This is a genomic window from Pseudonocardia alni, from assembly GCF_002813375.1.
GTDB classification, from domain to species: domain Bacteria; phylum Actinomycetota; class Actinomycetes; order Mycobacteriales; family Pseudonocardiaceae; genus Pseudonocardia; species Pseudonocardia alni.
On sequence record NZ_PHUJ01000003.1, the window covers coordinates 5,502,262 to 5,524,285 of the forward strand.

A 22,024-nucleotide genomic window follows, 5' to 3' on the forward strand; every position below is an offset into this window, starting at 1 on the left:
CGTTCCCTGAGGGAGCGCGGGAACCCAGGCACGGAGACCGAACCGGCCGTCAGGAGTGACGAACAGTGACCACGCAGCCCGTATCCCAGCCCGAGTCCGAGAACGGCAGCGCCGCCGCGTCGAACCAGGCCGCGGAGGTGCTGCGACGGCAGGCGGCCGGTCTCGTGCGGGACCTGCGCGAGCTCGCCAGCCCCGAGGGGCTCGCCGCGAAGGTCGACCCGGTCGGCTTCGGCGGGGCGCTCGGCGAGGCCGCCCGCTCGCTGGTCACCCGGCCCGGCGCGGTGCTGCGCACCGGTCTGGGCTTCGGTGTCGACTCGGCCAAGGCCGTGTCCGCCGCGGCCGCGCGTGCCGTCGGCCGGACGACCACAGGTCCGGCGTCGCTGCCCGAGAAGGACAAGCGCTACGCCGACCCGGCCTGGGAGGGCAACGCCTGGTACTACCTGGCCCGCCAGGAGCACACCCTGCTGGCCGACCGGCTGACCGAGCTGTCGCAGGCCGCCCGCGTCTCGCCGACCGCGCGCCGCAAGCTGGACTGGCTGGTCGGCCAGATCGTCGAGGCGCTGGCCCCGCCGAACGCGGTCGTCACCAACCCGGCCTGGCCGAAGAAGATCGTCGAGACCGGCGGGCTGAACATCGTGCGGGGCGCGCGCAACATGCTGCGCGACGCCGTGCAGAACCAGGGTATGCCGCGCCAGGTCACCCCCGGCGCCTTCCAGGTGGGCAAGGACCTCGCGGTCACCCCGGGCCACGTGGTCTTCCGCAACCGGCTGATCGAGCTCATCCAGTACGAGCCGCAGACGGACAAGGTCCACGAGATCCCGCTGCTCATGAGCCCGCCGTGGATCAACAAGTACTACATCATGGACCTCGCGCCCCAGAAGTCGCTGGTGGAGTGGGCGGTGCAGCACGGCCACACCGTCTTCATGATCAGTTACCGCAACCCGGACTCGTCGCTGGCCGACGTGACGATGAGCGACTACCTGCAGGAGGGCCCGGTCACGGCCCTGGAGGTCGTCCGCGAGATCACCGGCCGGGACACGGTCAACGTCGCCGGGCTCTGCCTGGGCGGCGCGTTGTCCGCCGCGATGACGGCGTGGCTGGAGGCCAAGGGCGACCAGCACGTCAACTCGCTGACCCTGATGAACACGCTGCTCGACTACTCCGGCCCGGGCCAGCTGGGCGTGTTCACCGACGAGAAGACGGTCGACCGGCTCGAGCGGAGCATGCGTAAGGACGGGTACCTGCCCGCCACCAGCATGAAGACGACCTTCGACCTGCTGCGGGCCACCGACCTGGTCTGGAACTACGTCGTCAACGACTGGATGCTCGGCGAGGACCCGAAGCCGTTCGACATGCTGACCTGGAACTCCGACTCCACCCGCATGCCCGCCGCGATGCAGACCGAGTACCTGCGCACGCTGTACCTGGAGAACCGCTTCGCCGAGGGCAAGCTGGAGCTCGCGGGGGAGCGGCTCGACGTGGCCGACATCCGGCCCGACAGCTACATCGTCACCGCCGAGTCCGACCACATCGCGCCCTGGAAGTCGGTCTACACCGGGGCGTCGAAGCTCGGCGGCACGGTGCGGTTCGTGCTGTCCAACTCCGGGCACATCGCCGGCGTGGTCAACCCGCCGTCGCCGAAGTCGCGGCACTGGTTCGGCGAGAGCGACGACCTCCCGGCCCGCGCCGAGGACTGGCGCGACGACGCCACCGAGCGCAAGGCCTCCTGGTGGGAGGACTGGACGCCGTGGATCGCCGAGCGCGCGGGCAAGGAGGTCGCGGCGCCCAAGAAGATCGGGTCGGACGCGCACCCGCCGCTGGAGCCCGCTCCCGGCCGTTACGTGCTGCGCGGCTGAGCCGCCACCCGGACCCCGCCGCCGCCCCGGTGATCACCGCTGGTCACCGGGGCGGTGCCGTGTCCAGGATGGATGGTCGTCTGCGCTGTCCACTGTCGACGCTGCATCGGATGCGTGCGCAACCGCCGTCCGGCGGGGAGAATGCGTCGCCATGGACCGCGTACGTTCTGTGCCCGCGCGCCGGCGACCGCCGCGCGGGCCCCTCCGGGCGGGGACGCCGTGAGCCGCGCGGGGGAGGCCCCCACGCACGGCGGGCGCCGGCCGCGGAGCGCCGGGGAGACCGCCGCCGACGAGCTGCGCGAGAACGGCCGCCGGGCCGCCGAGGACGCGTGGAGTGCACAGGTGAACGCCCTGGGCGGGTTCATCCGGGCGCAGCGCCAGATGGCCAAGCTCTCGCTGCGCGAGATGGCGGCGATGACCAAGGTGTCCAACGCCTACCTCAGCCAGGTCGAGCGGGGGCTGCACCAGCCGTCGCTGAAGGTGCTGCGCTCGATCGCCGACGCGCTGCACCTCAACACCGACCAGATGCTCAGCCGGGCCGGCTGGTCGGTCGGCGACCCGGACGTCGCGGGCGACGCCGCCCCGGCCGAGCAGGCCGCCCCCGTGGCCGAGTCGCCGCCGGGTGTCGAGGCCGCGATCGAGGCCGACGCACGGCTGTCCGACGAGCAGAAGGCGGCCCTGCTGGGGGTGTACCGGAGCTTCGTGCAGCGGGACTGAGCTGCCGTGCTTGACATACTTAACGGGCGTGCGTAGTTTTCTTGGCATGCCGGGGTGCACGTCAGCACCCCGTCCACGCCGAGAAACGTCTCCCGGGAGGGAAGCACCGATGACCGCCTCCACCGAGCAGTTCGTCGACATCGCCAAGCGGGGCCAGGACCTGGTCACCGAGTCCGTCCGCGGGTGGACCGAGGCCGCGAGCGGCCTGGCCCGCCAGTTCGGCGCCGGTGACCGCCCGCAGCTGCCCGACGCGGGTGCCGCCGTCGAGCGCGTCTTCGACTTCTACGAGCAGGTGCTCGGCCACCAGCGCGAGTTCGCCCGTACCGTCGTCGGCGCGGGCACCTCGGTGTTCGACCAGGTCACCGAGCAGGCCACCAAGGCCGCCGAGGCCGTGACCGAGCACGCCGGGCGCAGCACCGAGGCCGCCGCGGAGAAGACCGCGCGCGCCACCCGGAGCGCCGCCGGCAAGTGACCCCGCCCGACGACGACCCCCGCCCGGCTCCCGGGTGGGGGTCGTCGTCGTGTGTGACCGGGTCGCGCTGTCGCTGTCCGCCTGTCCGCGCGAGGGTGGCCCCATGAGCCCCCGTACCCGGCCCCGCCGCATCGCGATCGCCTGCCAGGGCGGGGGCAGCCACACCGCGTTCACCGCGGGGGTCCTGGCCCGGCTGCTGCGCTCGGACGCGCTCGGCTCCGCCGCGGACCCGGCCGAGGTCGTCGCGATCTCGGGCACCTCGGGCGGCGCGATCTGCGCACTCGTCGCCTGGGACCGGCTGCGCGACGGCCAGACCCCCGACCGGCGCGAGGCCGCGGCGACGGCGCTGGAGGAGTTCTGGGCCGACAACGCCGCCCGCACCCCGCTGGAGCGCCTCACCAACCTGGGCGTGGTGACGGCGGGTGCGCTGCAGGGGCTCGGGCTCGTCCCGGCAGGCACCCCGTACCTGGTGCCGCGCCCGTTCGACGGCACCCGCCAGTTCCTCGACCTGGTCTCGCGGCACGTCGACTTCGCCGCCATCGGTCCGGACCCGGCAGGCACCGCGCCGCTGCTGCTGCTCGGCGCCGTCGACGTGCTGACGGGGGAGTTCCGGGCGTTCTCCAGCCGCACCGACACCCTGACCGCCGAGACCGTGCTCGCCTCGGCCGCGATCCCCACCCTGTTCCGCGCGGTGCACACCGCGGGCGGCGTTCACTGGGACGGGCTGTTCTCGCAGAACCCGCCCACCCGCGACCTGCTCGACACCGACCCCGACGAGCTGTGGGTCGTGCAGATCAACCCGTCGGAGATCGACGACGAGCCGCGCAGCCCGATCGAGATCGCCGACCGGCGCAACGCACTGGCCGGCAACCTGTCGCTCAACCAGGAGCTCGGGTTCATCGAGACGATCGACCGGCTGCTCGCCGACGGGAGCCTCGGCCCGGACTCGGGCTACCGGCAGGTGACCCTCCGGGTGCTGGAGATGCCGGCCGGCGCGGTGCGGTCCCGGCTGCTCGGTGCCGCCTCCAAGATCGACCGCGACGTCGCGTTCCTCGACCACCTGCAGCGCCGGGGCGCCGCCGCGGCCGACCGGTTCCTCGGCGCGCTGGCCTTCGAACGGGCGGTGCGCGACGGCGACCCGGTCGCGCTCGCGGCCGCCGTCACCCCGGACGCGACCCTGACCTCGACCGCACCGTTCCGGGAGCGGCCGTCCCCGGTGCCGCTGCTCGCCCACCTCGGCGAGCTGCTCGACGGGGAGTTCACCGTCGACCCGACCCGCAAGCAGGTCGCCCGCGACACCGCGGAGTGGGCCGTGCGGGTGCACCGCGACGGCGGTGTCACCGACGGGCGGGCCGAGGCCGGCCTCGACGACGACGGCCGGGTCGTCGCGCTGCGGCTCGGGCCACGCCGCTGACCCCGGGCCCGGGGTCAGAACGGGATCAGCGGCACCACGACCAGCCGCGCCAGCAGCACGGCCACGAACACGATCAGCACCGACAGGTCGAGCCCGACCGCGCCCATCCGGACCGGCTGGACGCGGCGGCGGATCGGGGCGACGACCGGCTCGGTCAGGCCGTGGGTGATGCGGCGGGCGGTGTCGAGCACGGCGCCGCCGCGCCCGGAGCCGAGCACGTCGATCCAGTCCACGACGACCCGGGCGACCAGCACGAGCTGGAACAGCCCCAACAACCAGGACAGCAGGTAGGCGACCATGTCTCCATCGTCCCCTTTCCGGCTGAGAGTCCGGTGAGAGACGGCTGAGACCGGGGACCGGTACCGGGCTCAGACCTCGACCAGGACCGTGAACGGGCCGTCGTTGACCGACTCCACGGCCATCTGCGCGCCGAACTCCCCGGTCCCGACGGTGGCGCCGCGCCCGCGCAGCGCGGCCACCACCGCGTCGACGACCGGCTCGGCGTCCTGCGGGCGGGCCGCCGCCGACCAGGACGGCCTGCGTCCCTTGCGGGTCCCGCCGTACAGGGTGAACTGGCTGACCACGAGCAGCGGGGCATCGGCGTCCGCGCACGAGCGCTCGTCGCGCAGGATGCGCAGCTCGTGCAGCTTGCGAGCCATCGTGTCGACCTTCCGCGCGGTCGCGGCGGGGTCGGTGCCGACGTCGTCGGCGTGCACGCCGAGCAGCACCAGCAGCCCGGGCCCGATCTCACCGGACACCCGCAGCGGTGTGCCGTCGGGCGCCTCGACCGTCACCGACGCCCGTCGTACGCGGGCGACGACGGCCCTCACCCGACCGGCCCCGACGGCGACGCGGCCGCGGTCCGCGCGGGCACCGGGTGCGGCCAGCCGTCGACCGGCTGGAGCAGGCCGTGCCGGACGAACTCCCGCACCGCGGGCAGCGTCGCCGCGACGAGCGCGTCGACCGGCAGGTCGTGGGCGTAGGACAGCAGCGCGAGCAGCTCGGACAGCGGCAGGTCGCCACGGCAGCCGGCCAGCAGCGCCGCGGCCGGGGCGTCGACGGGGTGTTCCCAACCGGGGCCGCCCCAGCGGCGCACGGTCGTCGACAGCTCGGCCCAGCCGCCGTCCGGGTCGACCGACGAGGCCGACTCGAGCACCGTCTCCGGGGCGAGCAGCAGGCGCGCGCCGAGCAGGTCCTCGTCGCGGGTGTGGGCGCGCAGCCAGTCCACCCGGTCCAGCCAGCCGGTCATCTCCCGGCCCAGGCCCTCGCCCAGCTCGCCGGGCAGGTCCTCGACCACGACGGTCGGCTCGCTGTCGGTGCGGCGCAGCATGAGGAAGCCGAACCCGACCCCCTCCACCCGCTCGGCGGCCATCCAGTCCAGCCAGGCCCCGGCCTGCTCGCGGGCCGCCCGGGAGGTCGGGACCAGCCCGGCGTCGCGCTGCCAGGTGCCGACGTGCAGGCCCGGGTCGACGACCTCGCGCTGCAGGACCCAGGCGTCGACGCCGTCGGGCAGCCAGGACCGCACCCGGTCCGGCCAGTCCTCGCCGCGCACGTGCAGCCACGACCCCAGCAGCTGCGCGACCCCGCCCGGGTTGAGCAGGCCGGGCAGCTCACCCAGCAGTCCGGCCAGCGCGGAGTCCCCGGCCGCACCGGAGTCGCGGTAGACGTAGTCCACCCGCGGCGGGCCCGGCACGAACGGCGGGTTGGACACCACCTGGTCGAAGCGCTCCCCGGCCACCGGGGCGAACCACGGGCCCTCCCGCAGGTCGACCTCCACCCCGGACAGCCCCAGCGACAGCCGGGCCAGCGCCAGCGCGCGCGGCAGCACGTCGGTCGCGGTGACCCGCAGCGCGTGCCGGGAGCCGTGCAGCGCCTGCACCCCGCAGCCGGTGCCGAGGTCGAGCAGGGTGCCGACCGGGCGGCGGACGGTCGCCGCGGCCAGCGTCAGCGACGCCCCGCCGACGCCGGTGACGTGCTCGCGGTCCTGCCGCGCGGCCGGGGTGTCGATGTCGGACACCACCCACCAGTCGGTGCCCGGCTCGCCGTCGGCGCCGGGGCCCTCGCCGTAGGGGCGCACGTCCAGCGCGGCCCGGATGCCCTCCGGGGTGCGGCGCAGGATCCGGCCCGCCAGCAGCGGGTCCAGGTCGCCGAGCGCCGCGGTCACCGCCGGCTCGGGCTCGGTGTCCTCCAGCAGGAACAGCCGCACCAGGGTGCCGAGCTCCCCGCCGTCGCGGCTGGCCCGGGCGGCGGGTTCCGGCTCGCCGCGGGTCAGCGCGTCGTGCGCGGAGCGGCCCAGCAGGGCGCGCACGCCGTCCGGGGTGTAGCCGGCGTCGAGCAGACAGCCGCGGACGCGTTCGATGTCACCGGCGTCGAGATGGGGGAGCACCCCCCCATTGTCGCGTGCCATCCTGTGCGGCATGAGCGGGATCTGCATCGCCCAGGAACCGGAGGCCGACGCGCTGCTGGAACGCGAGCCCCTCGCGCTGCTGATCGGCATGCTGCTCGACCAGCAGATCCAGATGGAGGTCGCGTTCCGCGGCCCGCTGAAGCTGCACGAGCGCCTCGGCGGGCTCGACGTGCGCGTCATCGCCGACCACGACCCCGAGGGTTTCGCGACGCTGGCCACCACCCCGCCCGCCATCCACCGCTACGGCGGCTCGATGGCCAGGCGGGTGCAGGAGATGTGCCGCGCGATCGTCTCCGACTGGGACGGGGACCCGGCCGCGATCTGGACCCGCGACGACCCCGACGGGCGCGAGGTGCTGCGCAGGCTCAGGGCGCTGCCCGGCTACGGCGAGCAGAAGGCGAAGATCTTCGTCGCGATCCTCGGCAAGCAGTACGGGGTCACCCCGGACGGCTGGCGGGAGGCCGCCGGGGACTACGGCGCCGACGGCACCCGGCTCTCCGCGGCCGACGTCGTCGACTCCCGGACCCTGCTCGAGGTGCGCGACACGAAGAAGGCGATCAAGGCCGCGGCGCGCGAGAAGAAGGCCGCTGCGGCGGAGTGATCCGCCGACAGGGCTAGCATCACGGGCGTGCACAAGGTTCCGGAGGCGCTCGCCGGCGCACGCGTGATCGACCCGGACCAGGTCTGCGACGCCGTCGCGGTGCTCGCCGACGCCACCAAGGTGGCCGAGGTCGCGACCGTCCTGGACGTCCTGGGCGAGGTCAACCGCCTGTCGCTGCTGCTCGCGCTGCAGCACGCCGGGGACCTCTGCGTCTCCGACCTCGCCGTCGCCGTCGGGATGAGCGACTCGGCCGTCTCGCACGCGCTCCGCCTGCTGCGCGCGCACGGCATGGTCACCGCCCACCGCGAGGGGCGGCTGGTCCGCTACCGGCTGACCGACGGGCTCGCCCGCCGCGTGCTGGAGATCGTGTCGGCGGTCGCGGTCGCCCCGGGCGCGCTGCATGCGCACGGCGCCGACGACGGGGAAGCGTCGTGACGCCCGCGATGATCGAGCAGGTCCGCCCGCCGGTCCCGGCGGAGAAGCTCGACCACGAGATCGCCCGGCTGCTCGACGCCCTCCAGTCGGTCTACGACGACGGCTGGTACCCCGAGCTCGAGGTCGTGCGCCCCTGGTCGACGCACAACCCGCGCATCTCCGGGGAGTTCGCCCGCCCGTGCGCGATCCGCCGCTACCTGCACCGGGAGCTGCGCGGTCTGCTCGCCGCCGGGGCCACCGTCACCGCTCGCGCGGCCCGCCCGGCCCGGGCGTTCACCGACCCGGAGTTCTTCGCCGCGCTCGACGAGGACCGCTTCGACCTGCGGGTCAAGAAGCTGTTCCTGTTCGGCCCGGAGCGCATGGCGCTCTCGCTGGACCGCCTCTCGCACTACACCGGCACCCCCGCCGAGTCCTTCCAGCGGCACGTGCTGTTCACCAACTACGCGATGCACGTCGAGTCGTTCCTGGAGCGCTTCCCCGACGCCGAGCGGCCCGACCGCGCCGGCGTCCAGATGCCCGCCTACCACCACCCGGGCGCCGACGGCGACGGCGTGACCCTGGTGAACATCGGCGTGGGCCCGGCCAACGCCAAGACCGTCACCGACCACCTCGCCGTGCTCCGCCCGGACACCATGATCATGATCGGGCACTGCGGAGGCCTGCGGAACCGCCAGGAGCTGGGCGACTTCGTGCTGGCCACCGCCTACCAGCGGGCCGACCACGTGCTCGACGAGGTGCTCCCGGCCGACGTGCCGGTCATCCCGAGCATCCGGCTCAACGGCTACCTGATGGACGCGCTCGGCGCGGCCGAGGCGACCTGGCGGCCGGGGGTCGTGCACACCACCGACAACCGCAACTGGGAGTTCAACCAGGCCGCGACGCTGCACCGGATGCGGCTGGCCCGCGCCGTGGCGGTGGACATGGAGTCCGCGACGATCGCCGCCAACGGGTTCCGCTACCGGATCCCGAACGCGACCCTGCTGTGCGTGTCGGACAAGCCGCTGCACGCCGAGCCCAAGCTGGCCGGCGGCGCGCGGGCGTTCTACGAGGCGAGCAAGCGCAAGCACCTCGGGATCGCACTGGACGCGCTGGACCGGGTCCGCGACGAGCACCCCGACGGCCTGCCCGGCTCCGAGGTCCGCTCCGCCGACGAGCCGCTGCTCGGCAACGGGCCCGACGGCGCCTGACCGGCGGCCCGGGCACGGCGGGGGTCAGAGCGGCCGCGTGTACCCGGCCCGGTCGGGCTCGTAGCCCAGCCGCGCCAGGAACCGGTGCGGCCCGTCCCCGGCGGTGTCCCCGGCCCGCGCCAGGACGGCGCCGCGGGCCCGCCCGTGCTCGTGCGCCCACTCCACCAGCGCCGACCCGACCCCGCGCCGTCGCCACCCGACGGCGACCCGCAGCCCCTCGACCTGCAGCCGGGTCGCGCCGCGCAGGGCGGGCCCGGGCAGGATCGTGAGCTGCACGGTCGCGACCACCCGGCCGTCGCCGGCGCGGGCGACGGCGAGGAACCGGCCGGGGTCGCGGTCCAGGGCGTCGAAGGCCTCCTCGTAGGGCGCCAGGTCCGGGTCGTCTGCGTCGGCGTCCCCGGAACCCGACAGCAGCGCGACGACCGCCGCGACGTCGGCCCGGGTGGCCCGGTCGACGACGAGCCGGTCCCCGGCCGGCACGACGTCCGCGCCCGCCGGGTGGGCGCTGGACCGGACGCCGTCGACGACCCGGTCCAGCCAGGCGCCGACGTTCTCCCGTGCCTCGTCGGTGTCGGGGTAACGGCAGCGCAGGTGCAGGCCCGCCTCGTCGAGGACGAACCACACCATCACGCCGTCGGCGTCGCCCGCCGAGCTGACGTACTGCGCGTCCAGCCCGGCGTGGTCGATGCGCACCGGCAGCCGTCGCAGGTCCAGCCAGGAGATCGCGAACATGCCGGGCGCCTCGGGCATCCCGCCCCACGGGGCCAGCACGTCGTCGAGCGGCCAGGAGCCGAGCCGCACGGCCTCGCGGACGGCGTCGGCGCAGGCCCGCGGGTCCGGGTCGCGCGCGTCGATCACCGCGTTGGTGATGAACCAGCCGACCGAGCCGTGCCAGCGGTCGTCGTAGCGGCTGTGCACGGGGAACACCGCGCGCAACGGGGCGTGCGCCAGCTCCCGGGTGGTGCGGGTCATGACCGAGGTGACCAGTGCCAGCGTCGAGACCCCGGACCCGCGGGCCCGGCGCTCGAACAGTGCGCAGTCGTCGACGCCGAGCACGTCACGCACCTCGACGCGCTCCGGGGGAGCGGGGGTGAGCTCGCCCAGCGGCAGCGGGAAGCGGGGCATCACGTCGCCGCCCGCGGCCAGGATCTCGGCCCAGCGCTGCCGGACCCCGTCGGGCGCCGGCTCCCGGCCGGCCAGGGCGGCGGTGTGCTCGGCGAAGGGGCGCACGGGGCCGGGCGGCAGCGTCCCGCCCAGGCCCTGCACGAGGTCGCGCAGGACCACCAGCAGCGACCACATGTCCACGTGGGCGTGGTCGGCGGCCACGACGAGCGTCGGCCGGTCCGCGGTGAGGATCACGCAGAGTCGGTGCGACGGCGCCGCGTAGGGGGTGCAGCGCTCGTCGAGCATCCGGCGGACGGCGTCGTCGACGGCCTGGCCGGGCGCGACCGGGTGGGTGACCCAGCGGCCGGGACGCAGGTCCACCTCGTGCAGCCGGGGGCCGTCCGGGCCGGGGGAGAACACCGTGCGCAGCGTCCCGTGCCGGCGCAGCACCGCCAGCCAGGCCCCGGCCAGCGCGTCGAGGTCCACCGCGGGCAGCCGGCAGGTGATCGCCATCCACGAGCCCGGCCGGTCCCCGCGGCCGACGTGGCGGCGCTGGTCGAACGAGACCGGGACCGGGTGCCCGGTCCGGCCGACGGCGACGTCGTAGCCGAGCAGCGTCCCGTAGGGCAGGCGCAGGTGCGTCACGCTCGTCAGCCGCATGGCCATAACCTAGGCCGACGAAGATCGGGAGGCGTAGCGCATGGCCACGTTCGGGATCGCCGGGGCGACACTGGACTTCGACGTCCGCGACACCTCCGGCGGTCCGGCGGTGGTGGCGCTGCACGGCCTCACCTCCAGCCGTCGCCGTGAGGCCCTGATGCGGCTCGACATCGCCTCCCGGGTCGAGGGCGTCCGGCTGCTGCGCTACGACGCGCGCGGCCACGGCCGCTCCGGGGGTACCACCGATCCCGCGGACTACCGGTGGCCCGCGCTGGCCCGGGACCTGCTGGGGCTGCTCGACCACGTCGTACCGGGGGAGCGGGTGCACGGGGTCGGGCCGTCGATGGGCGCCGGGACGCTGCTGCACGCCGCGCTGGCCGACCCGGCCCGGTTCGCCAGCCTCACCCTGATGCTGCCGCCGACCGCCTGGGGAACCCGCCGCGCCCGGTCCCGCGACTACGAGCGGTCCGCGTCGGCCGTGGAGGCCGACGGTGTCGCGGCGCTCGACGCCGGTGCCGACGACGCGGACCTGCCCCCGGCAGCCCGGGGCCGCCCGCGGACCGGGCCCGACGTGCGCGCCGACCTGCTCCCGGCGGTCCTGCGCGGCGCGGCCGCCACCGACCTCCCCGCACCGGAGGAGCTGGAGCGGATCACGGTGCCGGTGCAGGTACTGGCCTGGACCGGGGACCCGGGCCATCCGGAGTCCACCGCGCAGACCCTGCGGGAGCGGCTGCCCGCGGCCGCGCTGTCGATCGCGGCGACCCCGGACGACGTCGTCTGGTGGTCGCGGCTGCTCGCCGCGCGGCTGCGCCGCTGGGAGACGCTCGACCCCACCGTCGACGGCGGGCCCGCGGGTGTGCGCGAGGCGACCGGCGGGCGCCCGCGCGGGGATCGCGTAGGGGTGTCACCATGGAAAGGGAGGTGGTTCGACAGTGGCTGAGCGGCGACGCGTGGACCCCGTTCTCATCACGGACGCGCAGATGTCCTACGAAGAGGAACTGGAGATCCGCAAGCGGCGCTACAAGTGGACGATGGGCATGCGGATCCCGTGCATGATCCTCGCCGGCGTCTTCTACCAGATCCCGTGGGTCGCGGTGACCCTGCTCGCGATCTCGGTGCCGCTGCCGTGGATCGCGGTGCTCATCGCGAACGACCGGCTGCCGCGCAAGGCGGAGACGCCCAACCGGCACCGGCAGGACCACCGGGCGATCGAGACCGGTCCGCGTCCGGTGATCGACCAGGGTGGCGACGATCCCGCCGGCCCCCGGCCCACCACCGACGACGAACAGCCCACGGGTACCACGGGAGGCGGCACCGCCTCCCCGCCCTGAGGCCGGTCTCGGGCATCATGGGCGCCATGTCCACGACGACGCTGCCCGAGGTCGACACCCGGCCGGAGACCACCGACAAGACCGGTGACGACCGGCCGGACATGTTCCACTACGTCAAGAAGGACCGGATCGCCGAGAGCGCGGTCCTGGGGAACATGGTCGTGGCGCTGTGCGGCGAGACCTTCCCGGTGACCAAGTCGCCCAAGCCGGGATCGCCGGTGTGCCCGCGGTGCAAGGAGATCTTCGAGGGGCTCCCCCCGGGTGGCGGCGACGGGGAGTGAGACCCCTCAGCCCCGCGCGAGCAGCAGCCGCAGCGGGGTGGAGGACGGGTCGCCGGGCACCGTGCGCAGCACGGTCTCGGTGACCATCCCGGCCGACCGGTAGAGCGCCAGCGCCGCGACGTTGTCCGCGGCCACCTCGAGCCACAACCGCCCCGGGCCCGCCCACGGCGGCCCGTCGGGGGCGTCGCCGGTCGCTCCGGGTACCCCGGCGACGGCGAGGGCGGCACCGAGCAGGGCCCGTCCGGCCCCGGTACCCCGCCGGTCGGGGTGGACCACGAGCCGGTGCAGCTCGACCCCCGGCTCCGGGCCGCGGGGTGCGGCCAGCACGACGTAGCCCACCGGGCCGGGCTCGCCCGGACGTTCCAGGAGCAGGTGCAGCCGCGCCGGGTCGGCCGCGGCGTCGTCGTGCCACTCCGGTCCGCAGGCGACGCCGATGCCCGGGGCGCCGTCGTCGAGCGCGGCCAGTGCGGCGGAGTCCGCCGGGCCGCGCCACGGGCGCAGAACGGCGTCCCGGGCCGGGCGTGCGGGGGTCGTGCGTTCACCTGTCGTCCGTGCGGGGGGCGCCACCCGGCCATCGTGCGTCCATCCGCGCGGTCCCGCTCGGCCGGGGGCAGCGCGGTGGCGGGGTCAGGACCGCAGGAAGGCGTCGATCTCCGCCGCGAACGGCTCCGGGTCGAGCAGCAGCTCCAGGTGGCCGCCGGGGTAGCGGCTGATCCGGGAGCGGCGGATCCCGCGGTGCAGCATCGTGGCGTTGCCGCGCGGGACGATCGGGTCGTCGTCGCCGGCGATGATCAGGGTGTCCGCGGTGATCGCCGGCAGCAGCGGCAGGCTGGTCCAGCCCGAGAGCGCCATCAGCTGGTAGTAGTAGCCGCGCATCGGGCCGCGCCGGGCCCCCGCGCCGAGCGCCTCCGCGGCCCGTTCCGGGTGGTCGCGCAGCGAGCCGCCGTAGATGCGGGCGGCGACGGCGTCGACGTAGGACGGGTCCTGGTGGCGCTTCGGCGAGGTCATGACCGCCATCACCCGCGGCGACGCCGGGATCATCAGCGCCCCCGGGCCGGTCGCGGCCAGCACGAGCTTGCGCACCCGGCGGCGACGGCTGATCGCCAGCTGCTGGGCCAGCATCCCGCCCCAGGAGAACCCCAGGACGTCGGCCTCACGCACGCCCAGCTTCGTCAGCACCTGCCCGAGCCGGTGCGCCATCCACGTCAGGTGGTACGGCATCCGCGGCACCGCCGACCCGCCGATGCCCGGCGGGTCGAACCGGATGACGTCGAGGTCCGCGGGCAGCGCCGCGACCAGCGGGTCGAGCACGTCGGTGGCGGCGCCGATGCCGTTGCACAACAGCAGCGGGGTGCGGCGGGGGCCCGGGCCGGAGGCGGGGCGACGCACGACGCGCAGGGCACGGCCGCCGACGAGCACGTCGTGCTCCTCGAGGCCCGCGCCGCCGACGGGCCGGGAGCTGGAAGTGGTCATCACCGCCGAGCCTAGGTGCCGCGGCCGGGCGGTGGGGTGCGGACGGCCCCGGGTGTGACGATCCCGGACCCCACCCTCAGACGGGGGCGGGCTCGCCCAGGTAGGTCCCCGGGGCCGGGAACAGCGGGCGCAGTCGACGTCCGCCCAGCTCCGGGGGCGCGTCGCGCATCGTGCCGGAGCGTTCGACCAGCCAGGCGGCCAGGTCGTCCCACCAGGAGCCCTCGACGGCCTCGGCCCCGGCCCGCCACCGCTGCGCCGCACCGTCGCCGGTGGAGCAGGGTGCCGCGCGGAACCCGGTCGCCACCGACGGCGGCGCGATCAGCGCGCCCGCCTGGTCGCCGGGGGCCAGGACGAGCCGGCAGGCTCCGCCGAGGCGCTGCGCGGTGCGGTACCCGCCCGTCCAGGGCTGCACCGGGTCGTCGTCGGCGGCGACGAGGTAGCTGTCGCGACGCAGCTCGGCGAACCGCACGGGGGTGCCGAGGACCCGCACGTCGGGTCGGTCCGGGCCCCCGCCGTCGCCGGACGCCGCGGCCAGGGCGGCGAGGTCGGTGTGCAGCCCGGCGGGCAGCGGCAGCAGGTCGGACACCCACGCCCGCATCGCCCGCGCGGCGCGTCCGTCCAGGTCGGCGGTCCCGCCACCGCGCGGCACCGCCCACGGCAGCACCCGGTCCGGGCCGCGCCGCCACGCCCAGGCCCGCACCGCCGTCGCACCGTCGAGGACGCCGTCGCGGGCGGCCAGGCCCGCGGTCTCGGCGACGGTCGCAGGGTCGGGGGCGAAGCCGGGCAGCGCGTCGGACTGGTCGAGGACGGTCGCCAGGTAGGCGGCGGCGGCGACCCGGTCGTCGAGCCCGATCGCCGCCTGGTGGGCCTGCACCGCCGCGGTCAGCAGCCCGCCGGTGCGCACGCCGAGCAGCGACACCCGCGGGGCGCGGGTGATGCGCCCGCAGGCGTCGACGGCGTCGAGGACGGCGGCGGCGTGCGCGTCGAGGTCGCGGTCGGCGTCGGCGGGGCCCGCCGGGCGCCAGGACAGCGCGAACACCTGCAGGCCCTTCCCGAGCAGGTGCTCGACCAGCGAGTACCCGGGCGCGAGGTCGGCCAGCCAGTAGCGGTGCACCAGCGGCGGGACGACCAGCACCGGGGTGTCGTACACCGTCTCGGTCCGCGGCAGGTACTGCAGCAGCTCGAACATCGGGGTGCGCAGGACGACCGCGCCGGGCGTGGCGGCGACGTCGCGGCCGGGGACGGGGCCGCCCCGGGCGTCGCGGGCGCCGGTGTCGAAGGGGACCGGCGGGGTGTCGGCTCCGGGGGGTGTGAAGACCCGGTCCGCGACCTCGGCCGCTGCCGGGGAGTCCTGGGTGCCTGCGGTCCCGAGGGCGACCCGACCGTGATCGTCGTCCGGGAGGGGTTCGGTGCCGTCCGTGGCACCGTTCCCCTCCGACCCGGTGATCATGGTCGGGCCGGGGCATGGGGCAGCGGCCACCGGGGCGACTCGACCGTGATCGTCGTCCCGGCAGGGATCGGTGCCGTCGGTGGCACCGTTCCCTTCCGATCCGGTGATCACGAGGGGACCCTGGCCGGGGAGCAGGAGGGCGGCCAGCCCGGCGAGGGTCGCGCGCAGCCGCTCGGCGTCCGCGGCGGGCAGCGGCACGTCCGGGCTCGCGACGGCGTCGTCGAGCAGCCCGGAGACCGCCCCGGTCGTCGCGAGCAGCACCTGGGCCGCGCACCGCGCCACCGGCGCGACCGGACCGGCCGGCACGTCCGGGGCGAGGGCGGAGCGGCCCAGGCCGACCCGGCCCAGCTCGGCGACCCAGTCGCCGCCGCGGCGCAGGAGCAGCAGCGGCCGGGCGGACACCGCGGCCGCCAGCCGCAGTCCCGCCGCGGGCAGCGCGAGGGGGCCGGCGTCGGCTGGGGTGCGGTCGCGCTCGCTCATCGCCTCCATCATCCCCACCGCCACCGGTCGCGGCGCGTTCACCCCGTCGTCGGGCGGCGTTCGGACCGGACCGGCACGGTGGCCCGGTCGCGCCGCACGAGACCCCGGAGCCCGATGAGCACCGTCGCCCCGTCCACCCCGTCCCCGCACGCGTCCCCGGCCGGGACGGGTGCGTTCCTGCGGGAGTTCCTGCGCGACCCGCTGCGCACGGCGTCGGCGCTGCCGAGCTCCCGGGCGCTGGCCCTCGCCGCCACCGCACCGGTCCCCGCGACCGGGGACCCGGTCGTCGTCGAGCTGGGGCCGGGCACCGGGGCGTTCACCGACGTCATCGCCGAGCGCCTCGGCGGCCGCGGCCACCACCTGGCCGTCGAGCTGAACCCGCGCCTGGCCGCGCTGCTGCGGGCCCGCCACCCCGGGCTCGACGTCGCCGTCGCGGACGCGGCCGAGCTGCCCGCGCTGCTCGCCGCCCGCGGGCTCGGCGGCGCCGACGTGGTCGTCTCCGGGCTGCCGTGGGCGGCCTACCCGCGCGACGAGCCGTGGCTGACCGACGTCGTCGCCGGCTGCCTGCACCCCGACGGCGCCCTGACCCAGTTCGGCTACTCGGTGACCCGGTCGCTGCCGCCCGCCCGCCGGCTCCGGCGGCGGCTCGCCGCGGCGTTCGAGGAGGTCGTGCACGGCCGCGCGGTGCTCGCCAACGTCCCGCCCGCGTTCGTCCTCACCGCCCGCCGTCCGCGGCCGCCCCGGGGCTGACCTGGCCCGTCACCGCCGGGGAGGCCCCGGGCCCGCCCACCGGGCGGCGACGGTGCGGCCCCCGGCTACCCTGATCCGCGCCCCGCAGCCCGGTCGGCGTCGACCCGCGGACCTGCCGGGGATCGCCGGTTCCCGCCCGGGAACGACCCACGGACCAGGGGAGACGTGTGTCGCAGACCCAGCTCGTGTCGCCCGAGACCCGCCCGCTGCGCGCGTGGCAGCGCAGCGCACTCGCCCGCTACCTCGCGACCTCGCCGCGGGACTTCCTCGCGGTCGCGACCCCGGGCGCGGGCAAGACGACCTTCGCCCTGCGCGTCGCCTCGGAGCTGCTGCGCGACCGGGTCGTCGACGCGATCACCGTCGTCACCCCGACCGAGCACCTGAAGTACCAGTGGGCCGAGTCGGCCGCGGCCGCCGGCGTCGCGCTCGACCCTGAGTTCCGCAACTCCGCGGGCGGTACCTCGCGGGACTACCAGGGCATCGCGATCACCTACGCCGGCGTCGCCGCGCACCCGATGCTGCACCGCAACCGCACCGAGAACCGCCGGATGCTGGTGATCCTCGACGAGATCCACCACGCGGGCGACGCCAAGAGCTGGGGCGAGGGCGTCTACGAGGCGTTCGAGCCCGCCACCCGCCGCCTCGCCCTGACCGGGACGCCGTTCCGCTCCGACGACAACCCGATCCCGTTCGTCGAGTACGTCCCCGACGCCGAGGGCGCCCCGCGCAGCCGGGCCGACCACCAGTACGGCTACGCCGAGGCGCTCGCCGACAACGTGGTCCGGCCGGTCGTCTTCCTGGCCTACTCCGGTACGTCCAACTGGCGCACCAGCGCGGGCGAGGAGATCTCGGCCCGGCTGGGGGAGCCGCTGACCCGCGAGCAGACCGCGATGGCCTGGCGCACCGCGCTGGACCCGTCCGGGGACTGGATGCCCGCGGTGCTCGCCGCGGCCGACCGCCGCCTGCAGAGCCACCGCGACGGCGGCATGCCCGACGCGGGAGGCCTCGTCATCGCCACCGACCAGACGGCCGCCCGTGCCTACGCCGCGCTGCTCACCGGCATCACCGGGGTCCGGCCCGCGGTCGTCCTGTCCGACGAGGCGGGCGGCTCGGACCGGATCGCGGAGTTCTCCCGCTCCACCGAGCGGTGGATGGTCGCGGTCCGGATGGTGTCCGAGGGTGTCGACGTGCCGCGCCTCGCCGTCGGCGTCTACGCCACCAGCGCCTCGACCCCGCTGTACTTCGCCCAGGCCATCGGCCGGTTCGTGCGGTCGCGGCGGCAGGGCGAGACCGCGTCGGTGTTCGTCCCCAGCGTCCCGGTGCTGCTCGGCCTGGCCAGCGAGCTGGAGGCCCAGCGCGACCACGTCCTCGGCAAGCCGCAGCGGCCCGAGGAGGTCTGGAACGACGCCGAGCTCAACGAGGCCAACACGGTCAAGGACGAGCCCGGCGAGCAGGAGAAGGCGTTCACCTCCCTCGGCGCCGACGCCGAGCTGGACCAGCTGATCTATGAGGGCGCCACCTACTCCGCCGACGAGGAGGACTACCTCGGGCTGCCCGGGCTGCTGGAGCCCGACCAGGTGCGCACCCTGCTGTCCCAGCGGCAGGCCGACTGGATCGCGAAGGGCTCGCCGCGCACCGGCGCCCAGGCCCGCGCCACCCCGGCGACCGAGCCCACCCCGCCGCCGGCCGCCGAGCGCGGGCAGAGCGTGCGGGAGCGGCTGCAGACGCTGCGCAAGGAGCTCAACACCCTGGTCGCGCTGCACAACCACAAGACCCGTAAGCCGCACGGGAAGATCCATAACGAGCTGCGGGCGCACTGCGGCGGCCCGCCGGTGGCGATGGCGACCATCGAGCAGCTCGAGGAACGCATCGCGACCCTGCGGTCCTGGCGCTGAGAGCCGCCCTGGCGGGCCGCCGTGTCGCCGGCGGGCCGGAGGACGACGCCGCCCGTGCGGGCGCGGTGGGGGCCGGCCCGGCACCGTCGGGGGACCGGAGAGCCACCACGGCCGGCACGCGGTGATCCACTCCGCGCGCGCTGATCCGCTCGGGGCGCGCGTCCGGACACGCGCGGACCGCGGATCAGCGCGCGAGCTCCGGATCACCGTGCGGACGTCGCGCCGCCGGAGCGGTCAGGACGGGGCGGACCGATCCCGGACGTACGTGGCGGGAACGGGGACGGGTTCGTCGCCGTCGCGGGACCGCAGGGCCACCGCGGCGACGACCAGCGCGATCCCCACGGCCTCCAGCGGCCCCGGCAGCTGACCGAGCACGACGAGCCCGACCAGCGTCGCGGTGGCGGGCAGCAGCGCCAGCAGGACCGCGAATCGGGCCTGCCCGACCCGGCGCAGCACGACCTGGTCCAGCACGTAGGGGATCACCGAGCTGAGCACACCCAGCCCGACGGACAGGCCGAGCACCACCGGATCGGCGAGCGGCGCGAGGTTCGCGAGCCCGAACCCGGTCGCGGCACCCGTACCCCCGGTGAACAGCAGCGGGACCAGGACGACGGCGGCCACGGTGAACCCGGTCGCCAGGTCGTCGATGCCGGAACCGGCCCGCGCGACCCGCTTGCCCAGCACGATGTAGGCCGCCCACATCGCCGCCGCGCCCAGCGCCCACAGCACCCCGGCGGGACTGCCGGACCAGCGCACGTCGGCGATGAGGAGCACGCCCGCCGCGGCGAGGCCGACCGCGCCGACGTCGCGGAACCGGCGCGAGGCGAGCGCCGCGACCACGACCGGGCCGGTGAACTCGACCGCCACCGCGGTGCCGAGCGGCAGCCGCGCGATCGCCTCGTAGTAGGCGACGTTCATCAGCGCCGTGGCCAGCCCGAACGTCCCCGCGCGGACGAGCCGGACGCCGCGCCACGAGTCGCGGCCGGGGCGGCGCCACGCCAGCAGGACCAGCGCGGCACCGATGAGGCGCAGCTCGGCGACCGCCGACGGCGCGAGCCGGTCGAACAGCCCGACGGCCAGCGCGGCCCCCACGTACATCGAGGTCCCACCGGCCAGGAACAGCAACGGAGCGGGAACACGATCGGGCGACGGGCGGGGACTCACCCGGCCACCGTAGACCGCGACACACCGTATTTACCGTGGCGCGCTTGCACGTCGGGCGAGTTGCCCGCATGATTCACACGCAGTCAACTTCATACGCAACCGGTCACCGCGGGTACATCGCGGCGCCACCGAACCGTGCGGCGCACGCCACACGTGACGGACGTCGCGACGCATCCCGGGAACACGTGCAGGGGCCTCGAGCGTCTGTACAGGTGTGGGCGAACCGCTCGTGCGGTCGTCACAGTGATACGGCGGCGAGCGCCCGAAGCCCGCCGCCGCGACGGAGGGAGACCGCTATGCAGCCCGAAACGCTGACCCGGCCCGAACTGACCCTTGCCGACCGTTGCGACCGCTGCGGTGCGGCTGCCAAGGTGCGCGCGATCCTGCCCTCCGGTGGGGAACTCCTGTTCTGCAACCACCACGGCAACGCCCACGCCGCCAAGCTGCGTGAGTCCGGGGTGCAGGTGCAGACCGGGGAGTGACACCCGGGGCGCCACCCGCGCCCCCACACAGACCCTCGAACGGGGCGGGGATCCGATCGGATCCCCGCCCCGTTCGGTATGTCCGGGGGTGCTCAGGACACCGGTGCGAGCGGCTCCGGGCCGGTGCCCGGGGCCCCGCGTGCCCCGGCCGGCCGCGACGGCGCCGGGTCGGCGGGCAGCGGGGTGGCGCCGGTGACGATGTCGGCGGCCCGCTCGGCCACCACCACCACCGGGCCGTAGGTGTTGGCGTTGGGCACGTCCGGGAAGATCGACGCGTCGACGACCCGCAGACCCTCGGTGCCGTGCACGCGCAGCGTCGACGGGTCCACGACGGCGTCGGCGTCGGTACCCATCCGCGCGGTGCTGGTCGGGTGCAGCCCGTTCTGGGCGCGCCGGGACACCCAGGCGAGGATCTCGGCGTCGGAGCGGACACCCTCGCCGGGGAAGGTCTCCCCGGCGTCGAGGCCCGCGAACGCCGGCTGGGTGAGGATCTCCCGGGCCAGGCCGACGGCCTCCACCCAGCGACGCCGGTCGCCGTCGGTGACCAGGTAGTTCTGCACCAGGCGCGGTGGGACGGCGGTGTCGCGGGACACCGCCCGCACCGTCCCGCGGACGTCGCCCGCCATCACCGAGACGTGCATCTCGTAGCCGTGCCCGACCGGCGGGACGTCCGGCGCGAAGCGCATCGCGACCGGCGCGAACAGCATCATGACGTCGGGGATGCCCCCGGCCATCGAGGTGGAGGCGAACCCGCCGATCTCGAAGTGGTTGCTGGCCCCGATCCCGGTGCCCGAGACGAGCCAGCGGGCCGCCGCGGCGGGCAGCCGGTGCGGGGCCCGGTGCGGGGCCAGCGAGATGGGCCGGGAGCAGGCGTGCTGCAGGTGCACCGCGAGGTGGTCCTGCAGGTTCGCGCCGACCCCGGGCAGCGCCACCCGGGTCCCGACGCCGATCCCGGCAAGGTGCTCCGGGTCGCCGAAGCCGGACACCTGGAGCAGCTGCGGGGTGGCGACGGAGCCGGCGGCGAGCAGGGTCTCGCCGGCGTCGACGTCGCGGAGGGTGCCGTCGGCGGCGCGGTAGCGGACGCCGATGACCCGGGTACCGCGGGCGTCGGTGCGCAGCGCGCGGACCAGGGCGCCGGTGCGGACGGTCAGGTTGGGCCGTGAGTCGGCGACCGGGTGCAGCCAGGCGTCGGTCGCCGAGAAGCGGCGCCCGCGCGAGATCGTGCGCTCGGTGCGGGAGAAGCCCTCCTGGACCGGGCCGTTCGTGGAGTCGAGCAGCGCGTGCCCGGCCTGCTGCGCCGCGGCCAGGAACGCCGCGTTCAGCGGGCCCGCGGCCGGGGCGCGCTCGAGGACCTGCGGCCCGTGACCGCCGTCGGGCAGCGGGGTGCCGCGCTCGGACATCCGCCGCTCCAGGCGGCGGAAGTAGGGCAGCAGGTGGGCCGAGCTCCACTGCTCGCAGCCGGGCAGGCGGGACCAGCGGTCGTAGTCGCCCGGGTGGGCCCGCTGGTAGACCATCCCGTTGATGCTGCTGCTGCCGCCCAGCACCTTCCCGCGCGGGACGGCGATCCGGCGTCCGGCCAGACCGGCCTCGGGCTCGGTGACGTAGCACCAGTCGTAGCGGGGGTTGCCCCACGCCTTCGACAGCGCGGCGGGCATCCGGATGATCGGGTCCCAGCGGTGGTCGGGCCGGCCCGCCTCGAGCATCAGCACCCGCCGCGTGGGATCCTCGGTGAGCCGGGAGGCCAGCACCGCCCCCGCGGATCCCCCGCCGACGATGACGACGTCGTACCGGCCCATGCGCGCCCTCCACACCCACTGTCGGGATTGCCCTGTTCGAGGGAGCAACCCCCCTTGCGTGGATCACGG

The 22,024-nt window shown here is 75.7% G+C and carries 22 protein-coding genes; 13 read left to right on the forward strand and 9 right to left on the reverse strand.

Features of this window, described 5'->3' with window-relative positions:
* Nucleotides 1-65: 65 nt before the first annotated feature.
* The 4 genes from ATL51_RS27005 (at nucleotide 66) to ATL51_RS27020 (ending at nucleotide 4,459) form a co-directional block, all read left to right on the forward strand.
* Entirely contained in the window at nucleotides 66-1,856 is a 1,791-nt protein-coding gene (locus ATL51_RS27005) for a PHA/PHB synthase family protein (RefSeq protein WP_083658881.1), read from the forward strand.
* A 219-nt stretch (nucleotides 1,857-2,075) separates the two neighbouring features.
* Nucleotides 2,076-2,573, forward strand: coding sequence for a helix-turn-helix domain-containing protein (locus ATL51_RS27010; protein WP_301549213.1), 498 nt, complete (start codon nucleotides 2,076-2,078; stop codon nucleotides 2,571-2,573).
* Between the two features lie 109 nt (nucleotides 2,574-2,682).
* Nucleotides 2,683-3,045 carry a hypothetical protein gene (locus tag ATL51_RS27015; protein ID WP_062402515.1) on the forward strand — a complete coding sequence of 121 codons (363 nt, stop codon included), beginning with the start codon at nucleotides 2,683-2,685 and terminating at the stop codon, nucleotides 3,043-3,045.
* A gap of 103 nt (nucleotides 3,046-3,148) precedes the next feature.
* On the forward strand, nucleotides 3,149-4,459 hold the full coding sequence (locus ATL51_RS27020) for a patatin-like phospholipase family protein (protein WP_100880966.1): 1,311 nt from the start codon (nucleotides 3,149-3,151) through the stop codon (nucleotides 4,457-4,459).
* 14 nt (nucleotides 4,460-4,473) lie between these two features.
* Here the strand turns inward: ATL51_RS27020 and ATL51_RS27025 are convergent, their stop codons facing one another.
* The 3 genes from ATL51_RS27025 to ATL51_RS27035 all read right to left on the reverse strand — a co-directional run bounded on the left by ATL51_RS27025 (nucleotide 4,474) and on the right by ATL51_RS27035 (nucleotide 6,845).
* A complete protein-coding gene (locus tag ATL51_RS27025) occupies nucleotides 4,474-4,758 on the reverse strand; it encodes a YggT family protein (protein ID WP_062402520.1) in 285 nt (94 codons plus the stop codon).
* 69 nt (nucleotides 4,759-4,827) lie between these two features.
* Nucleotides 4,828-5,289 (reverse strand): D-aminoacyl-tRNA deacylase, encoded by a 462-nt coding sequence (dtd, locus tag ATL51_RS27030; RefSeq protein ID WP_100880323.1) that lies wholly within the window; start codon nucleotides 5,287-5,289, stop codon nucleotides 4,828-4,830.
* On the reverse strand, nucleotides 5,286-6,845 hold the full coding sequence (locus ATL51_RS27035) for a DUF7782 domain-containing protein (RefSeq protein ID WP_301549214.1): 1,560 nt from the start codon (nucleotides 6,843-6,845) through the stop codon (nucleotides 5,286-5,288). The genes dtd and ATL51_RS27035 overlap by 4 nt, the downstream gene beginning before the upstream one ends.
* Before the next feature lie 31 nt (nucleotides 6,846-6,876).
* Between ATL51_RS27035 and ATL51_RS27040 the strand changes: the two genes are divergently transcribed.
* The 3 genes from ATL51_RS27040 to ATL51_RS27050 are packed head-to-tail and all read left to right on the forward strand — an operon-like array spanning nucleotide 6,877 to nucleotide 9,089.
* Nucleotides 6,877-7,467: an HhH-GPD-type base excision DNA repair protein gene (locus ATL51_RS27040; RefSeq protein ID WP_100880325.1), complete on the forward strand. Its 591-nt coding sequence runs from the start codon at nucleotides 6,877-6,879 to the stop codon at nucleotides 7,465-7,467.
* A 27-nt stretch (nucleotides 7,468-7,494) separates the two neighbouring features.
* Nucleotides 7,495-7,902, forward strand: a complete 408-nt coding sequence (locus ATL51_RS27045; RefSeq protein WP_100880326.1) for an ArsR/SmtB family transcription factor — start codon at nucleotides 7,495-7,497, stop codon at nucleotides 7,900-7,902.
* Entirely contained in the window at nucleotides 7,899-9,089 is a 1,191-nt protein-coding gene (locus ATL51_RS27050) for an AMP nucleosidase (protein WP_100880327.1), read from the forward strand. The genes ATL51_RS27045 and ATL51_RS27050 overlap by 4 nt, the downstream gene beginning before the upstream one ends.
* Before the next feature lie 24 nt (nucleotides 9,090-9,113).
* Here the strand turns inward: ATL51_RS27050 and ATL51_RS27055 are convergent, their stop codons facing one another.
* Nucleotides 9,114-10,853 carry a GNAT family N-acetyltransferase gene (locus tag ATL51_RS27055; RefSeq protein WP_100880967.1) on the reverse strand — a complete coding sequence of 580 codons (1,740 nt, stop codon included), beginning with the start codon at nucleotides 10,851-10,853 and terminating at the stop codon, nucleotides 9,114-9,116.
* Nucleotides 10,854-10,893: 40 nt separating this feature from the next.
* On the opposite strand from ATL51_RS27055, the gene ATL51_RS27060 reads away from it, so the two are divergent.
* From ATL51_RS27060 to ATL51_RS27070, 3 genes are read left to right on the forward strand one after another with little or no spacing between them, the layout of a single operon-like run.
* Nucleotides 10,894-11,793 carry an alpha/beta fold hydrolase gene (locus ATL51_RS27060; RefSeq protein WP_100880328.1) on the forward strand — a complete coding sequence of 300 codons (900 nt, stop codon included), beginning with the start codon at nucleotides 10,894-10,896 and terminating at the stop codon, nucleotides 11,791-11,793.
* Between the two features lie 10 nt (nucleotides 11,794-11,803).
* Nucleotides 11,804-12,184, forward strand: coding sequence for a DUF3099 domain-containing protein (locus ATL51_RS27065; protein ID WP_307799113.1), 381 nt, complete (start codon nucleotides 11,804-11,806; stop codon nucleotides 12,182-12,184).
* Between the two features lie 26 nt (nucleotides 12,185-12,210).
* Entirely contained in the window at nucleotides 12,211-12,465 is a 255-nt protein-coding gene (locus ATL51_RS27070; protein WP_073577143.1) for a DUF3039 domain-containing protein, read from the forward strand.
* A 6-nt stretch (nucleotides 12,466-12,471) separates the two neighbouring features.
* Here the strand turns inward: ATL51_RS27070 and ATL51_RS27075 are convergent, their stop codons facing one another.
* From ATL51_RS27075 to ATL51_RS27085, 3 genes are all read right to left on the reverse strand, one after another.
* A complete protein-coding gene (locus tag ATL51_RS27075; RefSeq protein WP_100880329.1) occupies nucleotides 12,472-13,032 on the reverse strand; it encodes a GNAT family N-acetyltransferase in 561 nt (186 codons plus the stop codon).
* A 60-nt stretch (nucleotides 13,033-13,092) separates the two neighbouring features.
* Nucleotides 13,093-13,938, reverse strand: a complete 846-nt coding sequence (locus ATL51_RS27080) for an alpha/beta fold hydrolase (protein ID WP_062404658.1) — start codon at nucleotides 13,936-13,938, stop codon at nucleotides 13,093-13,095.
* Between the two features lie 76 nt (nucleotides 13,939-14,014).
* Nucleotides 14,015-15,868: a class I poly(R)-hydroxyalkanoic acid synthase gene (locus ATL51_RS27085; protein WP_157818545.1), complete on the reverse strand. Its 1,854-nt coding sequence runs from the start codon at nucleotides 15,866-15,868 to the stop codon at nucleotides 14,015-14,017.
* A 114-nt stretch (nucleotides 15,869-15,982) separates the two neighbouring features.
* On the opposite strand from ATL51_RS27085, the gene ATL51_RS28515 reads away from it, so the two are divergent.
* Both ATL51_RS28515 and ATL51_RS27095 read left to right on the forward strand, forming a co-directional pair.
* Entirely contained in the window at nucleotides 15,983-16,618 is a 636-nt protein-coding gene (locus tag ATL51_RS28515; protein WP_157818546.1) for a class I SAM-dependent methyltransferase, read from the forward strand.
* A gap of 167 nt (nucleotides 16,619-16,785) precedes the next feature.
* Entirely contained in the window at nucleotides 16,786-18,513 is a 1,728-nt protein-coding gene (locus tag ATL51_RS27095; protein WP_073577043.1) for a DEAD/DEAH box helicase, read from the forward strand.
* Nucleotides 18,514-18,747: 234 nt separating this feature from the next.
* Here ATL51_RS27095 and ATL51_RS27100 read toward each other — a convergent pair whose 3' ends face one another.
* On the reverse strand, nucleotides 18,748-19,611 hold the full coding sequence (locus ATL51_RS27100; protein ID WP_073577142.1) for an EamA family transporter: 864 nt from the start codon (nucleotides 19,609-19,611) through the stop codon (nucleotides 18,748-18,750).
* 362 nt (nucleotides 19,612-19,973) lie between these two features.
* Here ATL51_RS27100 and ATL51_RS27105 point away from each other — a divergent pair, with 362 nt between their 5' ends.
* The gene (locus ATL51_RS27105; RefSeq protein ID WP_062402550.1) at nucleotides 19,974-20,159 is read left to right on the forward strand and encodes a DUF7455 domain-containing protein; all 186 of its coding nucleotides are present in this window, start codon (nucleotides 19,974-19,976) and stop codon (nucleotides 20,157-20,159) included.
* A gap of 92 nt (nucleotides 20,160-20,251) precedes the next feature.
* Here the strand turns inward: ATL51_RS27105 and ATL51_RS27110 are convergent, their stop codons facing one another.
* On the reverse strand, nucleotides 20,252-21,955 hold the full coding sequence (locus ATL51_RS27110) for a choline dehydrogenase (RefSeq protein WP_100880331.1): 1,704 nt from the start codon (nucleotides 21,953-21,955) through the stop codon (nucleotides 20,252-20,254).
* Between the last annotated feature and the right edge of the window lie 69 nt (nucleotides 21,956-22,024).

What these genes read in the sequence shown, in the direction of transcription:
- ATL51_RS27015 (WP_062402515.1), top strand. Translation starts at nt 2,683, where the DNA reads ATGACCGCCTCCACCGAGCAGTTCGTCGACATCGCCAAGCGGGGCCAG.
- ATL51_RS27020 (WP_100880966.1), top strand. Translation starts at nt 3,149, where the DNA reads ATGAGCCCCCGTACCCGGCCCCGCCGCATCGCGATCGCCTGCCAGGGC.
- ATL51_RS27025 (WP_062402520.1), bottom strand. Translation starts at nt 4,758, where the DNA reads ATGGTCGCCTACCTGCTGTCCTGGTTGTTGGGGCTGTTCCAGCTCGTG.
- ATL51_RS27040 (WP_100880325.1), top strand. Translation starts at nt 6,877, where the DNA reads ATGAGCGGGATCTGCATCGCCCAGGAACCGGAGGCCGACGCGCTGCTG.
- ATL51_RS27055 (WP_100880967.1), bottom strand. Translation starts at nt 10,853, where the DNA reads ATGCGGCTGACGAGCGTGACGCACCTGCGCCTGCCCTACGGGACGCTG.
- ATL51_RS27060 (WP_100880328.1), top strand. Translation starts at nt 10,894, where the DNA reads ATGGCCACGTTCGGGATCGCCGGGGCGACACTGGACTTCGACGTCCGC.
- ATL51_RS27070 (WP_073577143.1), top strand. Translation starts at nt 12,211, where the DNA reads ATGTCCACGACGACGCTGCCCGAGGTCGACACCCGGCCGGAGACCACC.
- ATL51_RS27080 (WP_062404658.1), bottom strand. Translation starts at nt 13,938, where the DNA reads ATGACCACTTCCAGCTCCCGGCCCGTCGGCGGCGCGGGCCTCGAGGAG.
- ATL51_RS27085 (WP_157818545.1), bottom strand. Translation starts at nt 15,868, where the DNA reads ATGAGCGAGCGCGACCGCACCCCAGCCGACGCCGGCCCCCTCGCGCTG.
- ATL51_RS28515 (WP_157818546.1), top strand. Translation starts at nt 15,983, where the DNA reads ATGAGCACCGTCGCCCCGTCCACCCCGTCCCCGCACGCGTCCCCGGCC.
- ATL51_RS27100 (WP_073577142.1), bottom strand. Translation starts at nt 19,611, where the DNA reads ATGTACGTGGGGGCCGCGCTGGCCGTCGGGCTGTTCGACCGGCTCGCG.
- ATL51_RS27105 (WP_062402550.1), top strand. Translation starts at nt 19,974, where the DNA reads ATGCAGCCCGAAACGCTGACCCGGCCCGAACTGACCCTTGCCGACCGT.
- ATL51_RS27110 (WP_100880331.1), bottom strand. Translation starts at nt 21,955, where the DNA reads ATGGGCCGGTACGACGTCGTCATCGTCGGCGGGGGATCCGCGGGGGCG.